Here is a 14,683-nt window from a genome sequence, read left to right on the forward strand (position 1 = left end):
GCCGCATCGGTGCCCAAGGCGGTACGCAACCACCTCTCGAACCCACTCGTCTGGTCGGCGCCGGTGACCGGAGCCAGCCGAGTCGTAGGGGCCCGGGAACACGGACTGGGCCGGCGATGACCCTGGTCGCCGGCCCAGCCGGACGGCGGGGCCAGCCGGACGGCGGGGCCAGCCGGACGGCGGGGCCAGCCGGACGGCGGGGCCAGCCGGCGGGCCAGCCGCTCCGCCGAGCCGCCTGGACCAAGCCGGAGGCGCGCACCTGATCACCACCACCCGACCACTCGACCACATCCGTCGATGGTCACGATGACGACGCCGACACCAGTACCGCGCCAAACGTCCCGACTACCAGCGAAGACAACGAATCGACCAGCTACGACCGGAGTACTAGTCGACGGAGAGGTCGGCGCAGCCGGTCTCGTCCGGCAGCAGCGGCCGCAGTCCGACCTGCCAACGGTCACCGCCGGAGGTCCACGGAGTGCGGGCGTTCGCCTTGGCGGCGGCGCCCAGCAGTGCGGTCGCCTCGGCGCCGCGTACCTCGACGCAGCCCTGGTCGAGGCCGGACGAGGGCGGTGACCCCGGCAGCGCCGGGCCGGGCCAGACGATCTCCGGCGGGGCGGCCAGCCCGTTGCCGTCCGCGCGCCACGGGATCGCCACCGCCGCGACCGCCTCGGCCTGGTACGGCTGCGGCTGGTCGACCCTGTCCTGCCCCAGCGTCCCGGCCAGATCGGTGAGCGCGGCGAGCAGCTTCTGCAACTCTGCCCGGGCGGTACGCTGCGCCTCGGTCAGCCCCGACGCGTTCTGCCCACCCTCGGAGAGTGCGTACACCTCCAGCTTGTCCGTGCCGGCACCAGACGAAATGGTGAACCGGGTCGACGGGACATCGGTGACGGACGGTCGGCCGAGATCGGTGGCGGTGCCGACCCCGGCGGCCCGGGCCTGCTCGACCAGTTGGTCGACCTGCTCCGGCGTCAGCCGCTGCTGCTGGAGGTTCGGCAGCGCCGCCCCGGGATAGATGGCGGGCACCGGCCCCTCGGTGATGACCCGCCCGTCCGCATAGATGGTCACCATCGGCACCCGGGTCAGCCGGGAGGCCGGCGCCACGAACCCGCCGATCTGCTCCACCCGGAGCACCACACCGTTCGGGTCGGCGGGACCGGAGTCACCGCCGGATCCCCCGCCCGGTCCGTCCCCGCCCGTCCCCGCACCCTCCCGGGCACAGGCGGCCACCAGCAGAAGCAGTGCGCCGACACAGGTTATCCGGACACCTCGCCACGTTCTCATGTCAATCAGACGGGCCGGTGCCCCGGTCGGTTCCACGTCATCCGGCCGTCGCATGATCGAAGCCAACCCGATTCGCGGCCCGGTCATGCGGACGTTCGTTCGCCGGTCCGGGGATATTCGCCGCGCGGCGCACCCACCCCGATCCGTACCGGCCGGCGTGTGGTCGGTTGGAGGGAAGGTGGAGATGAACGCCGAGAAGGCATTCAACGCGTACCTGGCCGGCGGGCTGGCCAGGTGGTCACGCATCGCGTTCCTGCTGACCGGCGACCGGCACCTGGCCGAGGACCTGGTCCAGATCACCTTCGAGCGGGTCGCCCGGCACTGGGAGCGGGTCGTGGCCGGTGGCGACCCCGACCCGTACGTGCGGCGGATCATGCACTCGCAGCACGTCTCGCTCTGGCGGCGGCGCTGGCGCGGCGTGGAGCTGTGGTCCCGCCCGCCCGAGACGCCGGTCGACGATCCGGCCGCCGCGACCGACCGGGCGGTCGTCGTCCGTCAGGCGTTGGCCCGGCTCGCGCCCCGCCAGCGAGCCGTGCTGGTACTGCGGTACTTCGAGGACCTCACCGAGGCCGAGGCGGCGAAAGTGCTCGACTGCTCGGTGAACACGGTGAAGAGCCAGACCCGGGACGCCCTCGCCCGGCTGCGGTTACTCGCGCCGGAACTGGGTGAGCTGGTCGGTGGAACGGAGCTGAGATGACGGAACGACTGCGTGATGTTCTCGCCGAGGTCGGCGACTCGATGCCACCGGCCCGGCTGACCCCGGACGTGTGGCGGCGCGGCCGGCGCGCCCGGCGGCGGTCCCGGCTGCTCCGCTCCGGCGCGGCCGCGCTGGTGGTGCTGGTGGTCGCGGTGGCGCTGCCCTGGGGGCTGAGTCGGCCGTACCCGCTGCCGTTGACCGTCGGTGACGGCGGCCCGGCCGTGCCGGCGCGACTGTCGCTGCCGTGGATGTGGCAGGCGACCGTGCAGATGGATCCGCCTGGACCGGCGTCGGTGCTCTTCGGCGGCGACTCGATCGGCCTGCGCGGCACCGACCTCTTGGACAGTGAAGGCAAGCTGGCCGTGGTCGGCCGGGACGGCGACTACCGGATGCTGCTCTACGCCGGGTGGGATACCGTCGCCGCTGGGGAGAACGCGCTGCTGGCCCCGGACGGCACCCGGGTCGCCCAGTCCTTTCTGCAGGGCTCCGGCTTCGACAACGTCGACGGCCTCACAATCGTCGACCTGACGACCGGCCGGAGTACCCAGCACGGCGCCCGGCACGGCACCGGCTGCTGCGAGCCGCTGGCCTGGGTACCGGACGGCACGTCGTTGCTGGTCGCGGTCTCCGGTCTTTCGGAGGTCGTCGATCAGCGGACCGGGATCATCCGGCAGCCGGAGCGGCTGGCACTGCTCGACCTGGCCACCGACGCCCTGCTGCCACTGCGCGACTTCACGCCCGCGCAGGCGATCCGGACCGCGTCGCGCGCCGCGTTCGCCCCGGACGGGCAGACGATGGCGGTGACCGAAGGCAGCACGGTGCATCTGGTCGACCGAAGCGGCAGGGTGCGCTGGTCGGCTGAGCTGGGCGACCGGACGTACCTGGCCGGGACGGGCGCGTTCACTTCGGACGGTACCCGGATCGCGACCGTCACCCTCGACGGCTGCCTCGACGAGTGCGACGAGGCGGCGTTGGCGACCCGGCGATGGAGCCTCGGCTTCCTCGACGCCGCGACCGGCCGCCCGCTGCCCGGCGCCGGGTTCCCCGTCGTTACCGGCCAGGCCGTGCGGGCGTTGGGCTGGGCGAACGGCCGCGAGCTGGTGGTGCTGCGCTACGAGCCGGAGCGCGGCGCGTACAAGGCTCGTGATCGGGGCTGGAACGACACCGGCTGGTACGAGACCGGCCACGTCACCCTGCTCGCCCTGGGCCCGGACGGCTCGACCCGTACCCTGATCGACCCGCCGGACGACGTGCTCACGATGGACGTCGCGCAGGACCTGCTGACCGCCGGCCGGTTCGGCGGTCCGTCGTCGACCGCCGCCATGTTCCCGGCCCGCGGCGTCATCTGGGTGGCGGCGGTCCCGCTGGGCTGCCTCGCCGTGGTGGTCGGGCTCGTGGCGCTGGCCGTGGTGGCCGCGGTCCGCCGTCGGCGCCGTGCCCGGAGGAATGCTGCCTAGCGCCGGCTGGCGGCGAGGCCGACGAAGGCACGCCACGCCGCCGGCCCGAAGGTCAGCACCGGGCCCGCCGGGTCCTTGCTGTCGCGGACGGCGACCACGCCGGGCAGGTTGTCGGCCACCTCTACACACCCGCCACCGCTGGCGCCGCTGCGGGTCGACTTCCGCCACCGGGCCTTACCGAGGTGAAGGCTGGCTCTCCACTTCCTTCAGGATGACGCCACCAGTGTCAGGTGCTACCTTCCACAGCCGTACGGTCTCGTCCCAACTGCCGGTGGCGAAGGTCCGGCCGTCGGGGCTGAACACCACGCTCGTGACCCGGTCGGTGTGCTCGGTGAGGGTCGTGATGGTCCCGCCGGTGGCGACATTCCAGAGCCGTGCGGTGTTGTCGGCGCTGCCGGTGGCGAGGGTCTTGCCGTCAGGGCTGAACGCCACGCTGGTGACCGAGTCGGTGTGGCGGGCGAAGGTGGTGATGGTCTCGCCGGTGGCCAGGTCCCACAGCCGCGCGTCGTCGGCGCTGGCGGTGGCGAGGGTCTTGCCGTCGGGGCTGAACGCAACGTCCACGACGTTGGCGGTGTGCGCGAGGGTGGTGGTGGTCCTGCCGGTGGCTACGACCGACAGTTGTGCGCTCTTGCCGGCGCTGGCGGCGATGGCGAGAGTCTTGCCGTCGGGGCTGAACACCACGCGCACCGCCGAGTGGCTGACGCCGGCCAGGGTGGTGACCGTCTCGCCGGTGGTCACGTCCGACAGCCGTACGGCGTCGCCCCAGCTACAGATGGCGACGGTTTTGCCGTCGGGGCTGAACGCCACGTCCCCGACGGTGCCGGTGCCGGGGAGGGTGACGGTGGTCCTGCCGGTGGTCACGTCCCACAGCCGTGCGGTCTTGTCGTTGCTGGCGGTGGCAAGGATTCGGCCATCGGGACGGCTGAACGCCACGCCGTAGACCGGCCCTTGGTGGCCTCGGAGAGTGGCGGTGCTCCTGCCGGTGGCGACGTCCCACAGCCGCGCGGTGTCGTTCGGCCCGGTCGTGGCGACGGTTCTGCCGTCGGGGCTGAACGCCACGCCGTTGACTGGTCCGAGGCCGGTCAGCGTAACGGCGGCCTGCGATCGGTCTGGCACGAAGATCCATAACCCGGCGGCGACGATCGCCAGTACGAGGGCGGTGGCGCCGCCGATGGTGGCCTTGTCCCGGCCGGTTCGGGGCGGCCAGCGCGGCCAGCGCACAGCGGCAGCGTCGAAGATGGTGTGCTTTGTCTCCAGCTCACCAGGGGTGATGGCGAGCGCCGTCGGATAGGCGTTGTCGTCGGTGGTCGGGGTTCCGGTCAGTACCGGGGGCGGAGCGTCGGCCGGGGGCGGAGCGTCGGCCGGAGCAGCCGGGGCTACCGGCGGCGGTTCGATGGGTGCCGGCGTCGCTGCTGCTGGCGGGGTGGGTTTGGTTGGCGGGTGGGTGCTGGTGGTGGTTGGGGTGTGGAGGGCGCCTTCGGCGACGACGAGTTCGGGGTGGTCGAGGGCGGTGGGGGCGATGCGGAGGGTGCGGTGCAGTAGGGAGGCGGTGAGGGGTACCCGGGAGGAGCCGCCGACGAGGAAGATGCCGGCGATGTGTTGTCTGGGTAGGCCGGTGTCGCGCAGCAGTGTGGCGGTGAGGTCGACGGTGCGGTCGAGGTGGGGGCGGGCCGCTGTTTCGAATTCGTCGCGGGTCACGTGGACGACGGTGTCGACCAGCGGGATGTGCAGGTCGGCGGTGGTGTGTCGGGACAGTTGTTCCTTGGCGGTACGGGCGTCGCGCCACAACTGTTGGTGGGCGCGTTGGTCGGTGGGGGTTCGCGGCCACTCCAGCCGTCCCCAGGCATCAGCGGCGGCGGTGGTCATTGAGCGGGCGTGGGTGACGATGGCGGCGTCGAGGTCCAGGCCGCCGACGTCGTCCAGCCCGGCGGTGGCGACCACCTCCAGCCCGCCTGCGGTGCGGCGGACGATGCTGACGTCGCAGGTGCCGGCACCGAGGTCGTAGACGACGAGGCAGCGGCCGACGGGCAGGTCGCGGCCGAGGACGTGGGCGAAGTACGCGGCTGCGGCGACCGGTTCGGCGACGAAGGAGCAGTCGCCGATTTGTGCCCGGTCAGCGGAGGCGGCCAGGATGCCGAGCCGGGTATGGCTCCACCCGGCGGGGTGGGTGAGCACCACCGCGTCCGGTGGCCGGCCGGCGACCCGGCGTGCCTCGACGCTGATTCGGGTCAGCACGGCGGCGATCGCGTCGGTGACCGTGACTTCCCGTTCGGCGAGCCAGATGACGTGGTCGTCGATCCGCCGTTTCGGGTTGGCCTCGAAGCCCGCGGGGTGGGCCGACGCGGCCCGTTCGGCGTCCGTCCCGGTGAGCAGCGGCCCGGTACCGGGGCCGGCGTACACCCCGGACGACAGCAGCGGCGACGCGTCGAACAGCAACGGCCTCGCCCGTCCGTCCGGACCCGCGAGCATCGCCACCGTCGACGAGGTACCGAAATCGACCCCGAGCCGATATCCACCCAATGCCACGCGATCACCCTATGGCAATGCCTCAAGGTCCCATCGAGGAGTTGCCCGGGGCGGCGCTGAAGCCGCTACTGTCGAATGCGATAGCAACCAGCTCAAACGCCACCGAGCCGTGGCCACCAGCAGGGCCTAGCCCTGCCTGGCGGCGAGGCCGACGAAGGCTCGCCACGCCGCCGGCCCGAAGCTCAGCACCGGGCCCGCCGGGTCCTTGCTGTCCCGTACGGCGACCACGCCGGGCAGGTTGTCGGCCACCTCGACACAGTTGCCGCCGCTGGTGCCGCTGCGGGACGACTTCCGCCACCGGGCGTTACTGAGGTCCATGCTGGCTCTCAATTTCCTTCAACAGGACGAGCGACAGGCTCTCCGGCAAGGCTACGCCGCGCACACCCTCCCACCGGGTGAGGAGCGTAGCGATGCTCTCCTCGTCGTCGACGATGGAATCGGCGAGCTGGTTTTCCATGCTTCCCACCCAGCAGCCGTCGGCGGACCTGGCCAGGGAGAGCTGCCCGTTGAGGCCGACGTGCAGCCCAGCGTCGGCGGGGATCAGGTGCAAGTGGACGTGGGGCAGTTCGGCCATCCGCAGCAGGTGCCTGTACTGCTCGGCCATGATGGCGTCCCGGACACGCAGCGCCGATTCTTCGAGGACGGCGATCAGCAGGGGTGGCTGGTCGCGGGTCAGGATCTCCTGCCGTTCGAGGCGGGACGCGAGCAGCTTCTCCAACTCCGCCTCGGGCCGGGTGGGTTCGAGGCGCAGCACCGCGCGGGCGTAGTTCTCGGTCTGGAGCAGGCCGGGGATCAGGCTGGGGTGGTAATTCCGGAGCTGCTTGGCGGTGCGCTCGGCGTCCAGCCAGCGCTCCAGCCAGGAGGGCTCGCTGAACCGCTGTGCCTTCTTCAGCAACCGCACGAACAGGCCGCCGGTCTCCAGGATCTCGTCGGCGCGGGTGGCGTACGGCATGTCGATCGCTCGGGTACCGGTCTCCACAGCGGAGACAGTCGAGGCCGAGTAGTTCGTCCGCTTGCCGAACTCGTCCTGCGGCATGCCGCGCAAGGCTCGCTGCCGGCGGAGCTGGTCGCGGATGAAGGCGAAATCATCCTCGTGTTCCATCGGACCTCCAGAACTCTGTCTAGATCACCAGGCGTTCGCCAGGCGCCGCCGCCGGCTCAGCAGACCTGCGCCGTGACCTGCTCGATCGCCTTCCGAGCCTAGTGCCGTCCACAGCAGAGTGTCACTCAGCAGAACTGCTCGGTGACCGCCAGGCGCCCGGGTGGAACTCGCCCCGGGAGCCGGTCTCGACCCCCCACCGGGACCGGCTCCCCTCCAACTCCCCGAGGCGGTTGTGATGAAGAGGCTGCTCCGGCACCTGACCGGACCACGGCCCTACCACCGCCGGGACTGGCGCCGGCTCTGGCGGTACTGCCGCTGCGGTTGGCGCTGGCGCTGCCCGGATTCCCTCGAACTGGTGCCCACGCCTTACCAGCCGCCGCCCCCGGTCGAGTTGACCGAGGTGGAGCGGGCCGAGATCGGTACTCTGTCGGCCACGCCGCCACCCGTCAACCCGTCCCCGCCGCCGGCCCGGGCTCGGGCTCGGGCCGGCAACCGTCGGCCCGAATGGGACGCGCCCACCCGCTCACATCTGGCGAACGGCCGCGCCGGCGGGCTGACGCCCGCGCAGGATTACCGCGCTCGGCACGGTACGCGGGTGTGACCGGTGATCGGCCCGCAGGAACGTTGGCGTAAGCACATCCCGACGCACCCGTCGTACCGGTGCCGCAGGTGCGCCAGCCCCTGGCCCTGCCAGTCCGCCCGACTGGCGCTGGCCACCGCGTACCGCAACGACCGGGTGGGCCTGATGGTGTACCTCGGCGCGCATCTCGCCCGCGCGCTGCGCGAGCTGCCCGACACACATCCCGCGCTGCTCGCGGGGCAGATCCTCTACTGGGTGCCCCGCCGCCGCTGACCGCCTCGGCGGTGGACGCCGTCGCCGACGATCCACCGATGGTCACCCGACCGGCCCGCCCCGGGTCGCCGCCTCCCCTTCGGCGACCCGGGGCGGGCCCCTGAGCGGCGCCGGTCGGTGCCGCGCAAGCCGGGTGCACAGGCGGGGCAGCTCGACAGTCTGCGAAACAGGTACCTCGGTCCGGAGCGCCTCCTCCCCCACCCTCAAAGGACGCCGACCTCCAGCGCGGTCTGGGGCAGCCAGCGCTCCTGAAGGATGGGACAAGGATGGGACGTGGTGGTCCGGCGGTCGACCGTAGCGCTCCGGTCGACCGCCGGACCGGCCAGCCGGATCGGCGGGTCCTGCGGTCTGCCGCCGGGGAGGAAGCGGCCGCGTCGGCCCCGACCCGCCGCCCGCTGGCGCGGGGAGATGGTCAGTTCACACAGCCCCGGCCCGGCCGCCGGCCCCGGGTGGAGACGAACTGGTACGACAGCGAGGCGAAGGCCGGGTCCTTGGCGAGTTCCCGGAACCCCTCCAACTGGTTCGGGGAGAGTCCGGTGGCGAGCAGCCGGGGTTCGAGCTGGCGGGAGTTCGTCTCGTGCAGCGAGGCCCCGGTCGAGCCGCCCGGCCAGCTCTGCGAGTGGGTGATGGTGTCCACGTCGGTCAGCCCGGCCAGCACCATCTCCGTGTGCACGTCCTGCGCCCAGGCCAGGTCGGCGCCCCGGTCCTGAAGGATGCCGAGGGTCGCCTCCATCACCTGCTGGAAGAGCTTCGCCGCGTCGTCGGTCGGCGCGGCCAGCACCCGCAGCCCGGCGGTGCAGTCGAACTCCTCGACCACCAGGGCGCCGCCCGGGGCGAGCGCACCGATCAGCTCGGCGAGTACCCGCCGCCGCTCCGGCAGGTGCAGCAGGACCAGCCGGGCGTGGATGACGTCGAACGGGCCGCCCTCCGGCGCGCCGGTCCGGACGTCGTGCTGGCGTACGACGAGGTTTCCCTCCGGCTCCAGCCGGGACGGTTCGATGTCGGTCGCGATGACAAGTCCGGTGGGTCCGACCATCCGGGCCATGTGCCGGGCGATCGAACCGCCGCCCGCGCCCAGCTCCCAACACCTCGCGCCGGGGGTCAGCACCGGGGCGAGCCGCTCCGCCGTTATCGGATCGAGGAACGACTCCAGCGCCCGCATCTGCGCCTCGGCCTCCGGAGAGCGGTTGTCGAACGCGTAGCTGCTCTTGACAGGGGTGGCAGTCACGATCGGTACCTCCTTCGTGATGATCTGTGACGACAATCCGGGCACGCGTCATCGCGCGTCAGCACCGGAGGAACGTGGGGGTACCGGTGCCGACACGGAGTCAGCGCTGCGACGAACGTCGGGATCCGACGGTTCTCAGGGTGCGGATGAGGAAGAGGATGTGGTTGGGGCGGACCTGGGGTCTGCCGAGGGGTCGGAATCAGGCACGAGCGTGCCCGGGCCTCCCGTTGGCCCGGAGCGGGCGGAGTCGGGCCCGGTCGGGGCCGTGGACTCCTGGCCGGACGGGACCGGTCCGGTCCCTGCCGGCGTGGCCGCGCCCGCCACACTGAGTACCGCCTCCACCGGGGCGGGGTCGGCGCGCACGGCGGCCGTCGAGTCCGCGAAGACCAGCCGGCCGTAGTCCAGCACCGCGATCCGGTCGGCGACCTCGATCGCGTGCTGGAGCTGTTGTTCGACGAGCAGGATGCACAACCCGGCCCCGGCGAGCCGGGTCACGAGTTCCCGGACCCGGGCCGCCAGGTCCGGGGCGAGCCCCTCGCCCGGTTCGTCGAGGAGCAGCACCCGGGGCTGGGTGAGCAGGGCCCGGGCGATGGCGAGCATCTGCTGCTCCCCGCCGGAGAGCTGGTTGCCCCGGTGGCCCAACCGCTCGGCCAGCCGGGGCAGCAGTTCCAGGACCCCGGGGACCGTCCAGTTCGGACCGGACCGCGACCGGCCACGGCGGCGCAGCGAGGCGGCCAGCGTCAGGTGCTCGGAGACGGTCAGCCGGGGAAACACCCGGCGCCCCTGCGGCACCAGCCCGACACCGGCCCGGGCGACCCGGTGCGCCGGCTTGCCGGCCAGGTCCACGCCGTCGACCGAGACGATTCCCCGGTACGGCCGCAGCAGGCCGGCGACGGCGTGCACCAGGGTGCTCTTGCCGGCGCCGTTGCGGCCGACCAACGCCTGCACCGTACCGGCCGGCACCTCGAGGTCGACGTCGTGCAGCACCGTACCGCCGTCGTAGCCGGCGCGTAGGCCCTGCACCCGCAGCATCACCGCACCGCCTCGGCGTACGCCCGCCGGACGGCGGGTGCGTTGCGGATCTCGTCCGGCTCGCCGCTGGCGACCAGCCGGCCGTCGTGCAGCACGGTGACCGTGTCGGCCAGCGCGTACACCAGGTCCAGCCGGTGCTCCACCAGCAGCACCGACACGTCCCGGGGCAGTTCCGCCAGCAGCTCGGCCAGCCGGTGCACCTCCACTCCGGAGAGTCCGGCGGCCGGCTCGTCGAGCAGCAGCAGGCGGGGACGGCCGGCCAACGCCATCGCGATCTCCAGTTGGCGCCGCTCGCCGTGCGACAGGTGCGCCGCCGTGGTCGACGCCGTGCCGGCGAGTCCGACCCGGTCGAGCAGGGCCAGCGCGGGCTCGCGCAGCCGCCGCCGGAACCGGTTCCGGGAGCGTACGCCCCAGAACCCGCCGGCCTGGTGCCAACCGGCGACCACGACGTTCTCCAGTGCGGTCAGCGACGGCCAGACGGCCGGACGCTGGTGGATCCGGCCGATCCCGATCCGGGCCCGCCGGGCCGGGCCGAGCCGGGTGATGTCCCGGCCGGCGAAGCGGATCCGCCCGCCGTCGACCCGGGTCGCCCCGCCGATCAGGTCGAGCAGGGTGGTCTTGCCGGCACCGTTCGGCCCGATCAGGGCGTGCCGCTCGCCGTCGGCGACCCGGAGGTCCACCCGGTTCACCGCGATCAGCGAGCCGTACCGGCGGACCACCGCCTCGGCCGTCAGCAGTGGCGTCGTCGCGAGTGCCGTCATCGCGTCTCCCCGCTCGTCGGTGCGGCGCCGACGGGTTCGCCCCGGGACGGGCGGCCCTGGATTCCCGTCCCGGGGCGATCCCCCGGCCCGGTCCGGCCCCGCGAACGGGACCTGACCAGGTTGGCGAGTTCGGTCGAGAAACCGGCCACGCCACGGGGGAAGAGATAGGCGGTCAGCACGAAGAGACCGCCGAGCAGCAGCGGCGCGTACCCGGGCAGCAGGCCGGAGAGCCAGTCCCGTACCGCGATCACCAGGGCGGTACCGACGATCGCGCCGCCGATCGACGCCGCACCACCGATCACCACGCCGAGCAGCAGCAGTGCGGAGACGTCGAAGCCGAAGTCGGCCGGCGAGACGTACTGCTGTGCGGTGATCAGCAGCGAGCCGGCGACCCCCGCCACCGCCCCGGCCCCGACGAAGGTCACCGCCAGGTAGCCGGTGACCCGGTGTCCGGAGGCCCGGGTCCGCGCCTCGTCGTCCCGGCTGGCCCGCAACAGCAGCCCTGCCGGCGTACGCAACAGCATCACCATGGCCGCTATCACCACCCCGACGACGACCAGCGTGTACAGATAGCGTGCGCGGTCGCTGGCCAGCGGAGCCATGCCCCAGACGGGCTGGATCGCCGGGATTCCGGCGAGCCCGTCGGTCCCTCCGGTGACCGAGGTCCACCGACCGGCGGCGGTCACCGTCAGTTCACCGATGGCCAGGGTAATCATCAGGACGACCACGCCTCGGGCGTACACCACCAGCGGCACGGTGAGAAGGGCGAACAGCGCGCCGGCCGCCGCCCCGGTGAGCACCTGCACCACCCCGACCGACGAGACGTGCATCGCGACCAGGGCGCTGGCGTACGCACCGGCGGCGTACGGCCCGGTCTGGCCGAGCGTGGGCAGCCCGGCCAGCCCGGTCAGCAGCGCCACGCTCACCCCGACCAGCCCCAGTACCAGGGTGCGGGCGAAGAGCGAGGTGGTGTAGGCGTCCACGGACCAGGGCACCGCGACGGCGACGGCGAGCAGTCCGGCTCCCCCGGCCCGGACCAGCCAGCGCCGGGCGGCCGGGGTCACGTCGTACCCCCCGGGCGCAGCCGCAGGAACCGACCGGGCAGCCCGCGGGCCCGGACGGCGAGCACCAGGGCCATCGCCGCGAAGAGCAGGAACGGCGCGGCGGTCGGCGCCAGCGCGACGCCGAGGCTCTGGATCTCGCCGACGGCTAGGGCGGCCAGCAGGGTGCCCTGGACCGAGCCGAGGCCGCCGAGCACCACCACGACCAGCGAGAGCAGCAGCACGGTGTCGCCGGTGGTCGGTGCCGGGCCGATGATCGGCGCGCCGAGCACCCCGGCGGCACCGGCCAGCGCGCCGGCCGCGGCGAGCACGCCGAGCCGGATCCGGGCCGGGTTCACCCCCAGGCAGGCGACCATGTCGGCGTCGTCGACCGCCGCCCGGACCAGCATCCCGGCCCGGGTCTTGGCCACCGCCAGCCAGAGCAGCACCGCGATGACCGCGGCCACCCCGATGAAGACCAGCCGGTACGCCGCGTACCGGTGCCCGGCCACCTCCACCGAGCGGTCCAGCGCGGCGGGGATCCGCACCGGAAGGCTGTCCGGACCGAACGCGGTGACCAGCAGGGCGCCCCCGGCCAGCGCCACTCCGAAGGTCAGCAGCGCCTGGGTCAGGTGGTCACGCCGGGCGACCGGCGCGAGCAGGCCCGCGAGCAGGCCTCCCGCACCGGCCGCCGCCAGCGTTCCCACGCCCAGGGCGAGCAGCAGGCTGCCCCAGCCGCCGTCCAGCAGCGCCGCGGCGAGGTACGCGCCGATCGCGTACAGCAGCCCGTGCGCCAGGTTGAGGATGTTGGCCACGCCGAAGCAGAACACCAACCCGGACGCCGCGACGAAGAGCAGCAACCCGTAGGCGACACCGTCCAGAGCCGGGATCAGGTACGGGTCGACCGGGCCGAGGACCCGCGCCGATTGGAGCATCATCCGCCCACGGTCGCCAGGTCACCGACGACGGTGTTGGAGAGTGCGCGCCCGTCCTGCCGGACCTGCCGCAGATACCACTTCTGCACCGGCGAGTGCGTCTCCTTGGAGAACTGCCAGGTGCCGCGCGGGCTGTCGATCTGGCCGAGCCCGGCGATCGCCTTGTTGATCTCCTCCGGGGTGGGGTTGTCGCCGGCCGCGCCGATCGCCTTGTCCAGCACCGCCGCCGCGTCGTAGGAGGCCATCGCGTAGGTGGTGGGCGAACCGTCGTGGTTCTCCTTCCAGGCCGCCACGAAGGAACGGTTCTCGGCGTTGTCCAGGTCGGGCGAGTAGTTGAGTACGGAGTAGATGTTCCGGGCCGCCTCGCCCTGTGCGTTCAGCACGCCGCCCTCGGTGAGGAAGCCGGCGGCGTAGAGCGGCAGGTCCTTGATCTCCGACTGGGCGTACTGCTTCACGAAGTCGACGGCGGCGGTACCGGCGTAGAAGGTGAAGACCGCCTCGGCACCGGATGCCTTGATCTTCGCGAAGTACGGCAGGAAGTTGGTGGTCTGCGGGAACGGCGTCCAGAGGGTCTTGCCGTCCGGGTTGGCGAGCTTGCCGCCGATCTCCTTGAAGGTGTCGGTGAAGCCGCGCAGCTCGTCCCAGCCGCCCTGGTAGTTCGGGCCGATCGCGAAGACCTCGCCCTTGACGTTGTCCCGGACGTACTCGGCGATCGCCGCGCCCGGCTCGTCGGAGAGGTAGGAGGTGAACCAGGACCGGGAGACGTCCTTCAGCCCGGGGTTGCCGTTGGAGCCGACGAACGGGATCTTCGCCTCGGCGAGCACCGGGGCGACCCCGGCCACCGAGCCACCGCCGACGATGCCGGTGAGCGCCTGCACCCGGTCCTGTTTGATCAGCTTCGTGGCGGCGGGTACGGCGGTCTGCGCGCCGTTACCCTCGTCGGCGACGATCAGGTCGACCTTGTGGCCGCCGAGCTTGCCGTCGTGCATCCGCAGGTAGAGCTCGAAACCGTCGCGGATCTCCGTGCCGACCGCCTCGTAGGTGCCGGAGAGCGAGGCGAGCAGACCGATCTTTATCGTGCCCGGCGTGCCGCCGGCGTCGTCGCCGCTGTTGCAGGCGCTACCGGCCACGGTCAACCCGAGGGCGAGCAGCGCGCCGGTCAGGGCGCGACGCCGGCTCGTACCGGTGGGGAAAGGCATGACTTCTCCAGTCGAGGGGTGAGGAAGGTTGTGGGGAAGGTGTGGTCGTGGGGTGGTGGCCGCCGGGCTGGCGGAGCCGGCGGAGGGTGGTGCCGGGACGACGACTTTCGCGGGAGGCCGGCCCGGGCCACCGGGCGGTGCGGCGGCACGGTGTGTCGGAACTGGCTCCGGACATCGGGGCCGCGCCGCCGTCAGCGTCCCTGCGCCACCGCGGCGCGGGCCGCCGGCGTCAGTACGTCTCCAATCCGGTTCGCCAGTTCCGTCATCTCGTAGGAGACCTTGCCGACGTCGCAGGTGGGCGCCGCGAGGACCAGCAGCGAGGCACCGTCGTTGAACGCCATCGAGAACATGAAGCCGCCCTCGAGCTGGGTGACGTTGGAGATCACCGCGCCCGCTTCGAAGAAGCCCGCGGCGCCCCGGAGCAGGCTGACCAGGCCGCTGCCGGTGGCCGCGAGCTGGTCGGCCCGGTCCGGTGGCAGGTTCCGGGTGGACGCCACCATCAGGCCGTCGCTGGAGATGGCGATGGCGTGGCTGACCTCCGGGGCCCGCTCGACGAAACTGTCCAGCAT

Annotated in this window: 15 protein-coding genes and 1 pseudogene; 4 read left to right on the forward strand and 12 right to left on the reverse strand. The window is 72.6% G+C overall.

The window, feature by feature from the left end; genetic code table 11:
- Positions 1-387: 387 nt before the first annotated feature.
- Positions 388-1,284: a hypothetical protein gene (locus ACQEVC_RS32500; RefSeq protein WP_432885278.1), complete on the reverse strand. Its 897-nt coding sequence runs from the start codon at positions 1,282-1,284 to the stop codon at positions 388-390.
- Between the two features lie 184 nt (positions 1,285-1,468).
- Between ACQEVC_RS32500 and ACQEVC_RS32505 the strand changes: the two genes are divergently transcribed.
- Together ACQEVC_RS32505 and ACQEVC_RS32510 are read left to right on the forward strand one after the other, a co-directional pair.
- Entirely contained in the window at positions 1,469-1,981 is a 513-nt protein-coding gene (locus ACQEVC_RS32505; protein WP_432885280.1) for a SigE family RNA polymerase sigma factor, read from the forward strand.
- Positions 1,978-3,438: a hypothetical protein gene (locus tag ACQEVC_RS32510; protein WP_432885283.1), complete on the forward strand. Its 1,461-nt coding sequence runs from the start codon at positions 1,978-1,980 to the stop codon at positions 3,436-3,438. Before ACQEVC_RS32505 ends, ACQEVC_RS32510 begins: the two co-directional genes overlap by 4 nt.
- Here the strand turns inward: ACQEVC_RS32510 and ACQEVC_RS32515 are convergent.
- The 4 genes and pseudogenes from ACQEVC_RS32515 to ACQEVC_RS32530 form a co-directional block, all read right to left on the reverse strand.
- A pseudogene (locus ACQEVC_RS32515) lies at positions 3,435-3,626 on the reverse strand (DUF397 domain-containing protein); the annotation flags it as partial. The gene ACQEVC_RS32510 and the pseudogene ACQEVC_RS32515 overlap by 4 nt on opposite strands.
- Positions 3,613-5,907 carry an Hsp70 family protein gene (locus ACQEVC_RS32520; RefSeq protein WP_432891827.1) on the reverse strand — a complete coding sequence of 765 codons (2,295 nt, stop codon included), beginning with the start codon at positions 5,905-5,907 and terminating at the stop codon, positions 3,613-3,615. The pseudogene ACQEVC_RS32515 and the gene ACQEVC_RS32520, both read right to left, overlap by 14 nt.
- A gap of 183 nt (positions 5,908-6,090) precedes the next feature.
- Entirely contained in the window at positions 6,091-6,282 is a 192-nt protein-coding gene (locus ACQEVC_RS32525) for a DUF397 domain-containing protein (RefSeq protein WP_432885285.1), read from the reverse strand.
- Positions 6,269-7,066, reverse strand: a complete 798-nt coding sequence (locus tag ACQEVC_RS32530) for a helix-turn-helix domain-containing protein (protein WP_432885288.1) — start codon at positions 7,064-7,066, stop codon at positions 6,269-6,271. The genes ACQEVC_RS32525 and ACQEVC_RS32530 overlap by 14 nt, the downstream gene beginning before the upstream one ends.
- Before the next feature lie 235 nt (positions 7,067-7,301).
- Here ACQEVC_RS32530 and ACQEVC_RS32535 point away from each other — a divergent pair, with 235 nt between their 5' ends.
- A complete protein-coding gene (locus tag ACQEVC_RS32535; protein WP_432885291.1) occupies positions 7,302-7,667 on the forward strand; it encodes a hypothetical protein in 366 nt (121 codons plus the stop codon).
- 3 nt (positions 7,668-7,670) lie between these two features.
- On the forward strand, positions 7,671-7,919 hold the full coding sequence (locus tag ACQEVC_RS32540; RefSeq protein WP_432885294.1) for a flavin reductase: 249 nt from the start codon (positions 7,671-7,673) through the stop codon (positions 7,917-7,919).
- A gap of 412 nt (positions 7,920-8,331) precedes the next feature.
- Here ACQEVC_RS32540 and ACQEVC_RS32545 read toward each other — a convergent pair whose 3' ends face one another.
- From ACQEVC_RS32545 to ACQEVC_RS32575, 7 genes are all read right to left on the reverse strand, one after another.
- Entirely contained in the window at positions 8,332-9,147 is an 816-nt protein-coding gene (locus tag ACQEVC_RS32545; protein ID WP_432885296.1) for a class I SAM-dependent methyltransferase, read from the reverse strand.
- 135 nt (positions 9,148-9,282) lie between these two features.
- Positions 9,283-10,179, reverse strand: a complete 897-nt coding sequence (locus ACQEVC_RS32550; protein WP_432885299.1) for an ABC transporter ATP-binding protein — start codon at positions 10,177-10,179, stop codon at positions 9,283-9,285.
- Complete coding sequence (locus ACQEVC_RS32555) at positions 10,179-10,940, reverse strand: ABC transporter ATP-binding protein (protein ID WP_432885302.1); 762 nt, start codon at positions 10,938-10,940, stop codon at positions 10,179-10,181. The genes ACQEVC_RS32550 and ACQEVC_RS32555 overlap by 1 nt, the downstream gene beginning before the upstream one ends.
- A complete protein-coding gene (locus tag ACQEVC_RS32560; protein ID WP_432885305.1) occupies positions 10,937-12,004 on the reverse strand; it encodes a branched-chain amino acid ABC transporter permease in 1,068 nt (355 codons plus the stop codon). Before ACQEVC_RS32560 ends, ACQEVC_RS32555 begins: the two co-directional genes overlap by 4 nt.
- On the reverse strand, positions 12,001-12,918 hold the full coding sequence (locus ACQEVC_RS32565) for a branched-chain amino acid ABC transporter permease (protein ID WP_432885307.1): 918 nt from the start codon (positions 12,916-12,918) through the stop codon (positions 12,001-12,003). Before ACQEVC_RS32565 ends, ACQEVC_RS32560 begins: the two co-directional genes overlap by 4 nt.
- The gene (locus ACQEVC_RS32570) at positions 12,915-14,114 is read right to left on the reverse strand and encodes an ABC transporter substrate-binding protein (protein WP_346257517.1); all 1,200 of its coding nucleotides are present in this window, start codon (positions 14,112-14,114) and stop codon (positions 12,915-12,917) included. Before ACQEVC_RS32570 ends, ACQEVC_RS32565 begins: the two co-directional genes overlap by 4 nt.
- 191 nt (positions 14,115-14,305) lie before the next feature.
- Positions 14,306-14,683 (reverse strand): roadblock/LC7 domain-containing protein, encoded by a 378-nt coding sequence (locus ACQEVC_RS32575; protein WP_318396450.1) that lies wholly within the window; start codon positions 14,681-14,683, stop codon positions 14,306-14,308.

This window comes from Plantactinospora sp. CA-294935 (genome assembly GCF_050936445.1).
Lineage (GTDB): Bacteria > Actinomycetota > Actinomycetes > Mycobacteriales > Micromonosporaceae > Plantactinospora.

Excerpts from the sequence above, each read along its gene's own strand:
- ACQEVC_RS32500 (WP_432885278.1), bottom strand. The coding sequence starts at position 1,284 with ATGAGAACGTGGCGAGGTGTCCGGATAACCTGTGTCGGCGCACTGCTT.
- ACQEVC_RS32505 (WP_432885280.1), top strand. The coding sequence starts at position 1,469 with ATGAACGCCGAGAAGGCATTCAACGCGTACCTGGCCGGCGGGCTGGCC.
- ACQEVC_RS32510 (WP_432885283.1), top strand. The coding sequence starts at position 1,978 with ATGACGGAACGACTGCGTGATGTTCTCGCCGAGGTCGGCGACTCGATG.
- ACQEVC_RS32520 (WP_432891827.1), bottom strand. The coding sequence starts at position 5,907 with ATGCTCGCGGGTCCGGACGGACGGGCGAGGCCGTTGCTGTTCGACGCG.
- ACQEVC_RS32525 (WP_432885285.1), bottom strand. The coding sequence starts at position 6,282 with ATGGACCTCAGTAACGCCCGGTGGCGGAAGTCGTCCCGCAGCGGCACC.
- ACQEVC_RS32530 (WP_432885288.1), bottom strand. The coding sequence starts at position 7,066 with ATGGAACACGAGGATGATTTCGCCTTCATCCGCGACCAGCTCCGCCGG.
- ACQEVC_RS32535 (WP_432885291.1), top strand. The coding sequence starts at position 7,302 with ATGAAGAGGCTGCTCCGGCACCTGACCGGACCACGGCCCTACCACCGC.
- ACQEVC_RS32550 (WP_432885299.1), bottom strand. The coding sequence starts at position 10,179 with ATGCTGCGGGTGCAGGGCCTACGCGCCGGCTACGACGGCGGTACGGTG.
- ACQEVC_RS32555 (WP_432885302.1), bottom strand. The coding sequence starts at position 10,940 with ATGACGGCACTCGCGACGACGCCACTGCTGACGGCCGAGGCGGTGGTC.
- ACQEVC_RS32565 (WP_432885307.1), bottom strand. The coding sequence starts at position 12,918 with ATGATGCTCCAATCGGCGCGGGTCCTCGGCCCGGTCGACCCGTACCTG.
- ACQEVC_RS32570 (WP_346257517.1), bottom strand. The coding sequence starts at position 14,114 with ATGCCTTTCCCCACCGGTACGAGCCGGCGTCGCGCCCTGACCGGCGCG.
- ACQEVC_RS32575 (WP_318396450.1), bottom strand. The coding sequence starts at position 14,683 with ATGCTGGACAGTTTCGTCGAGCGGGCCCCGGAGGTCAGCCACGCCATC.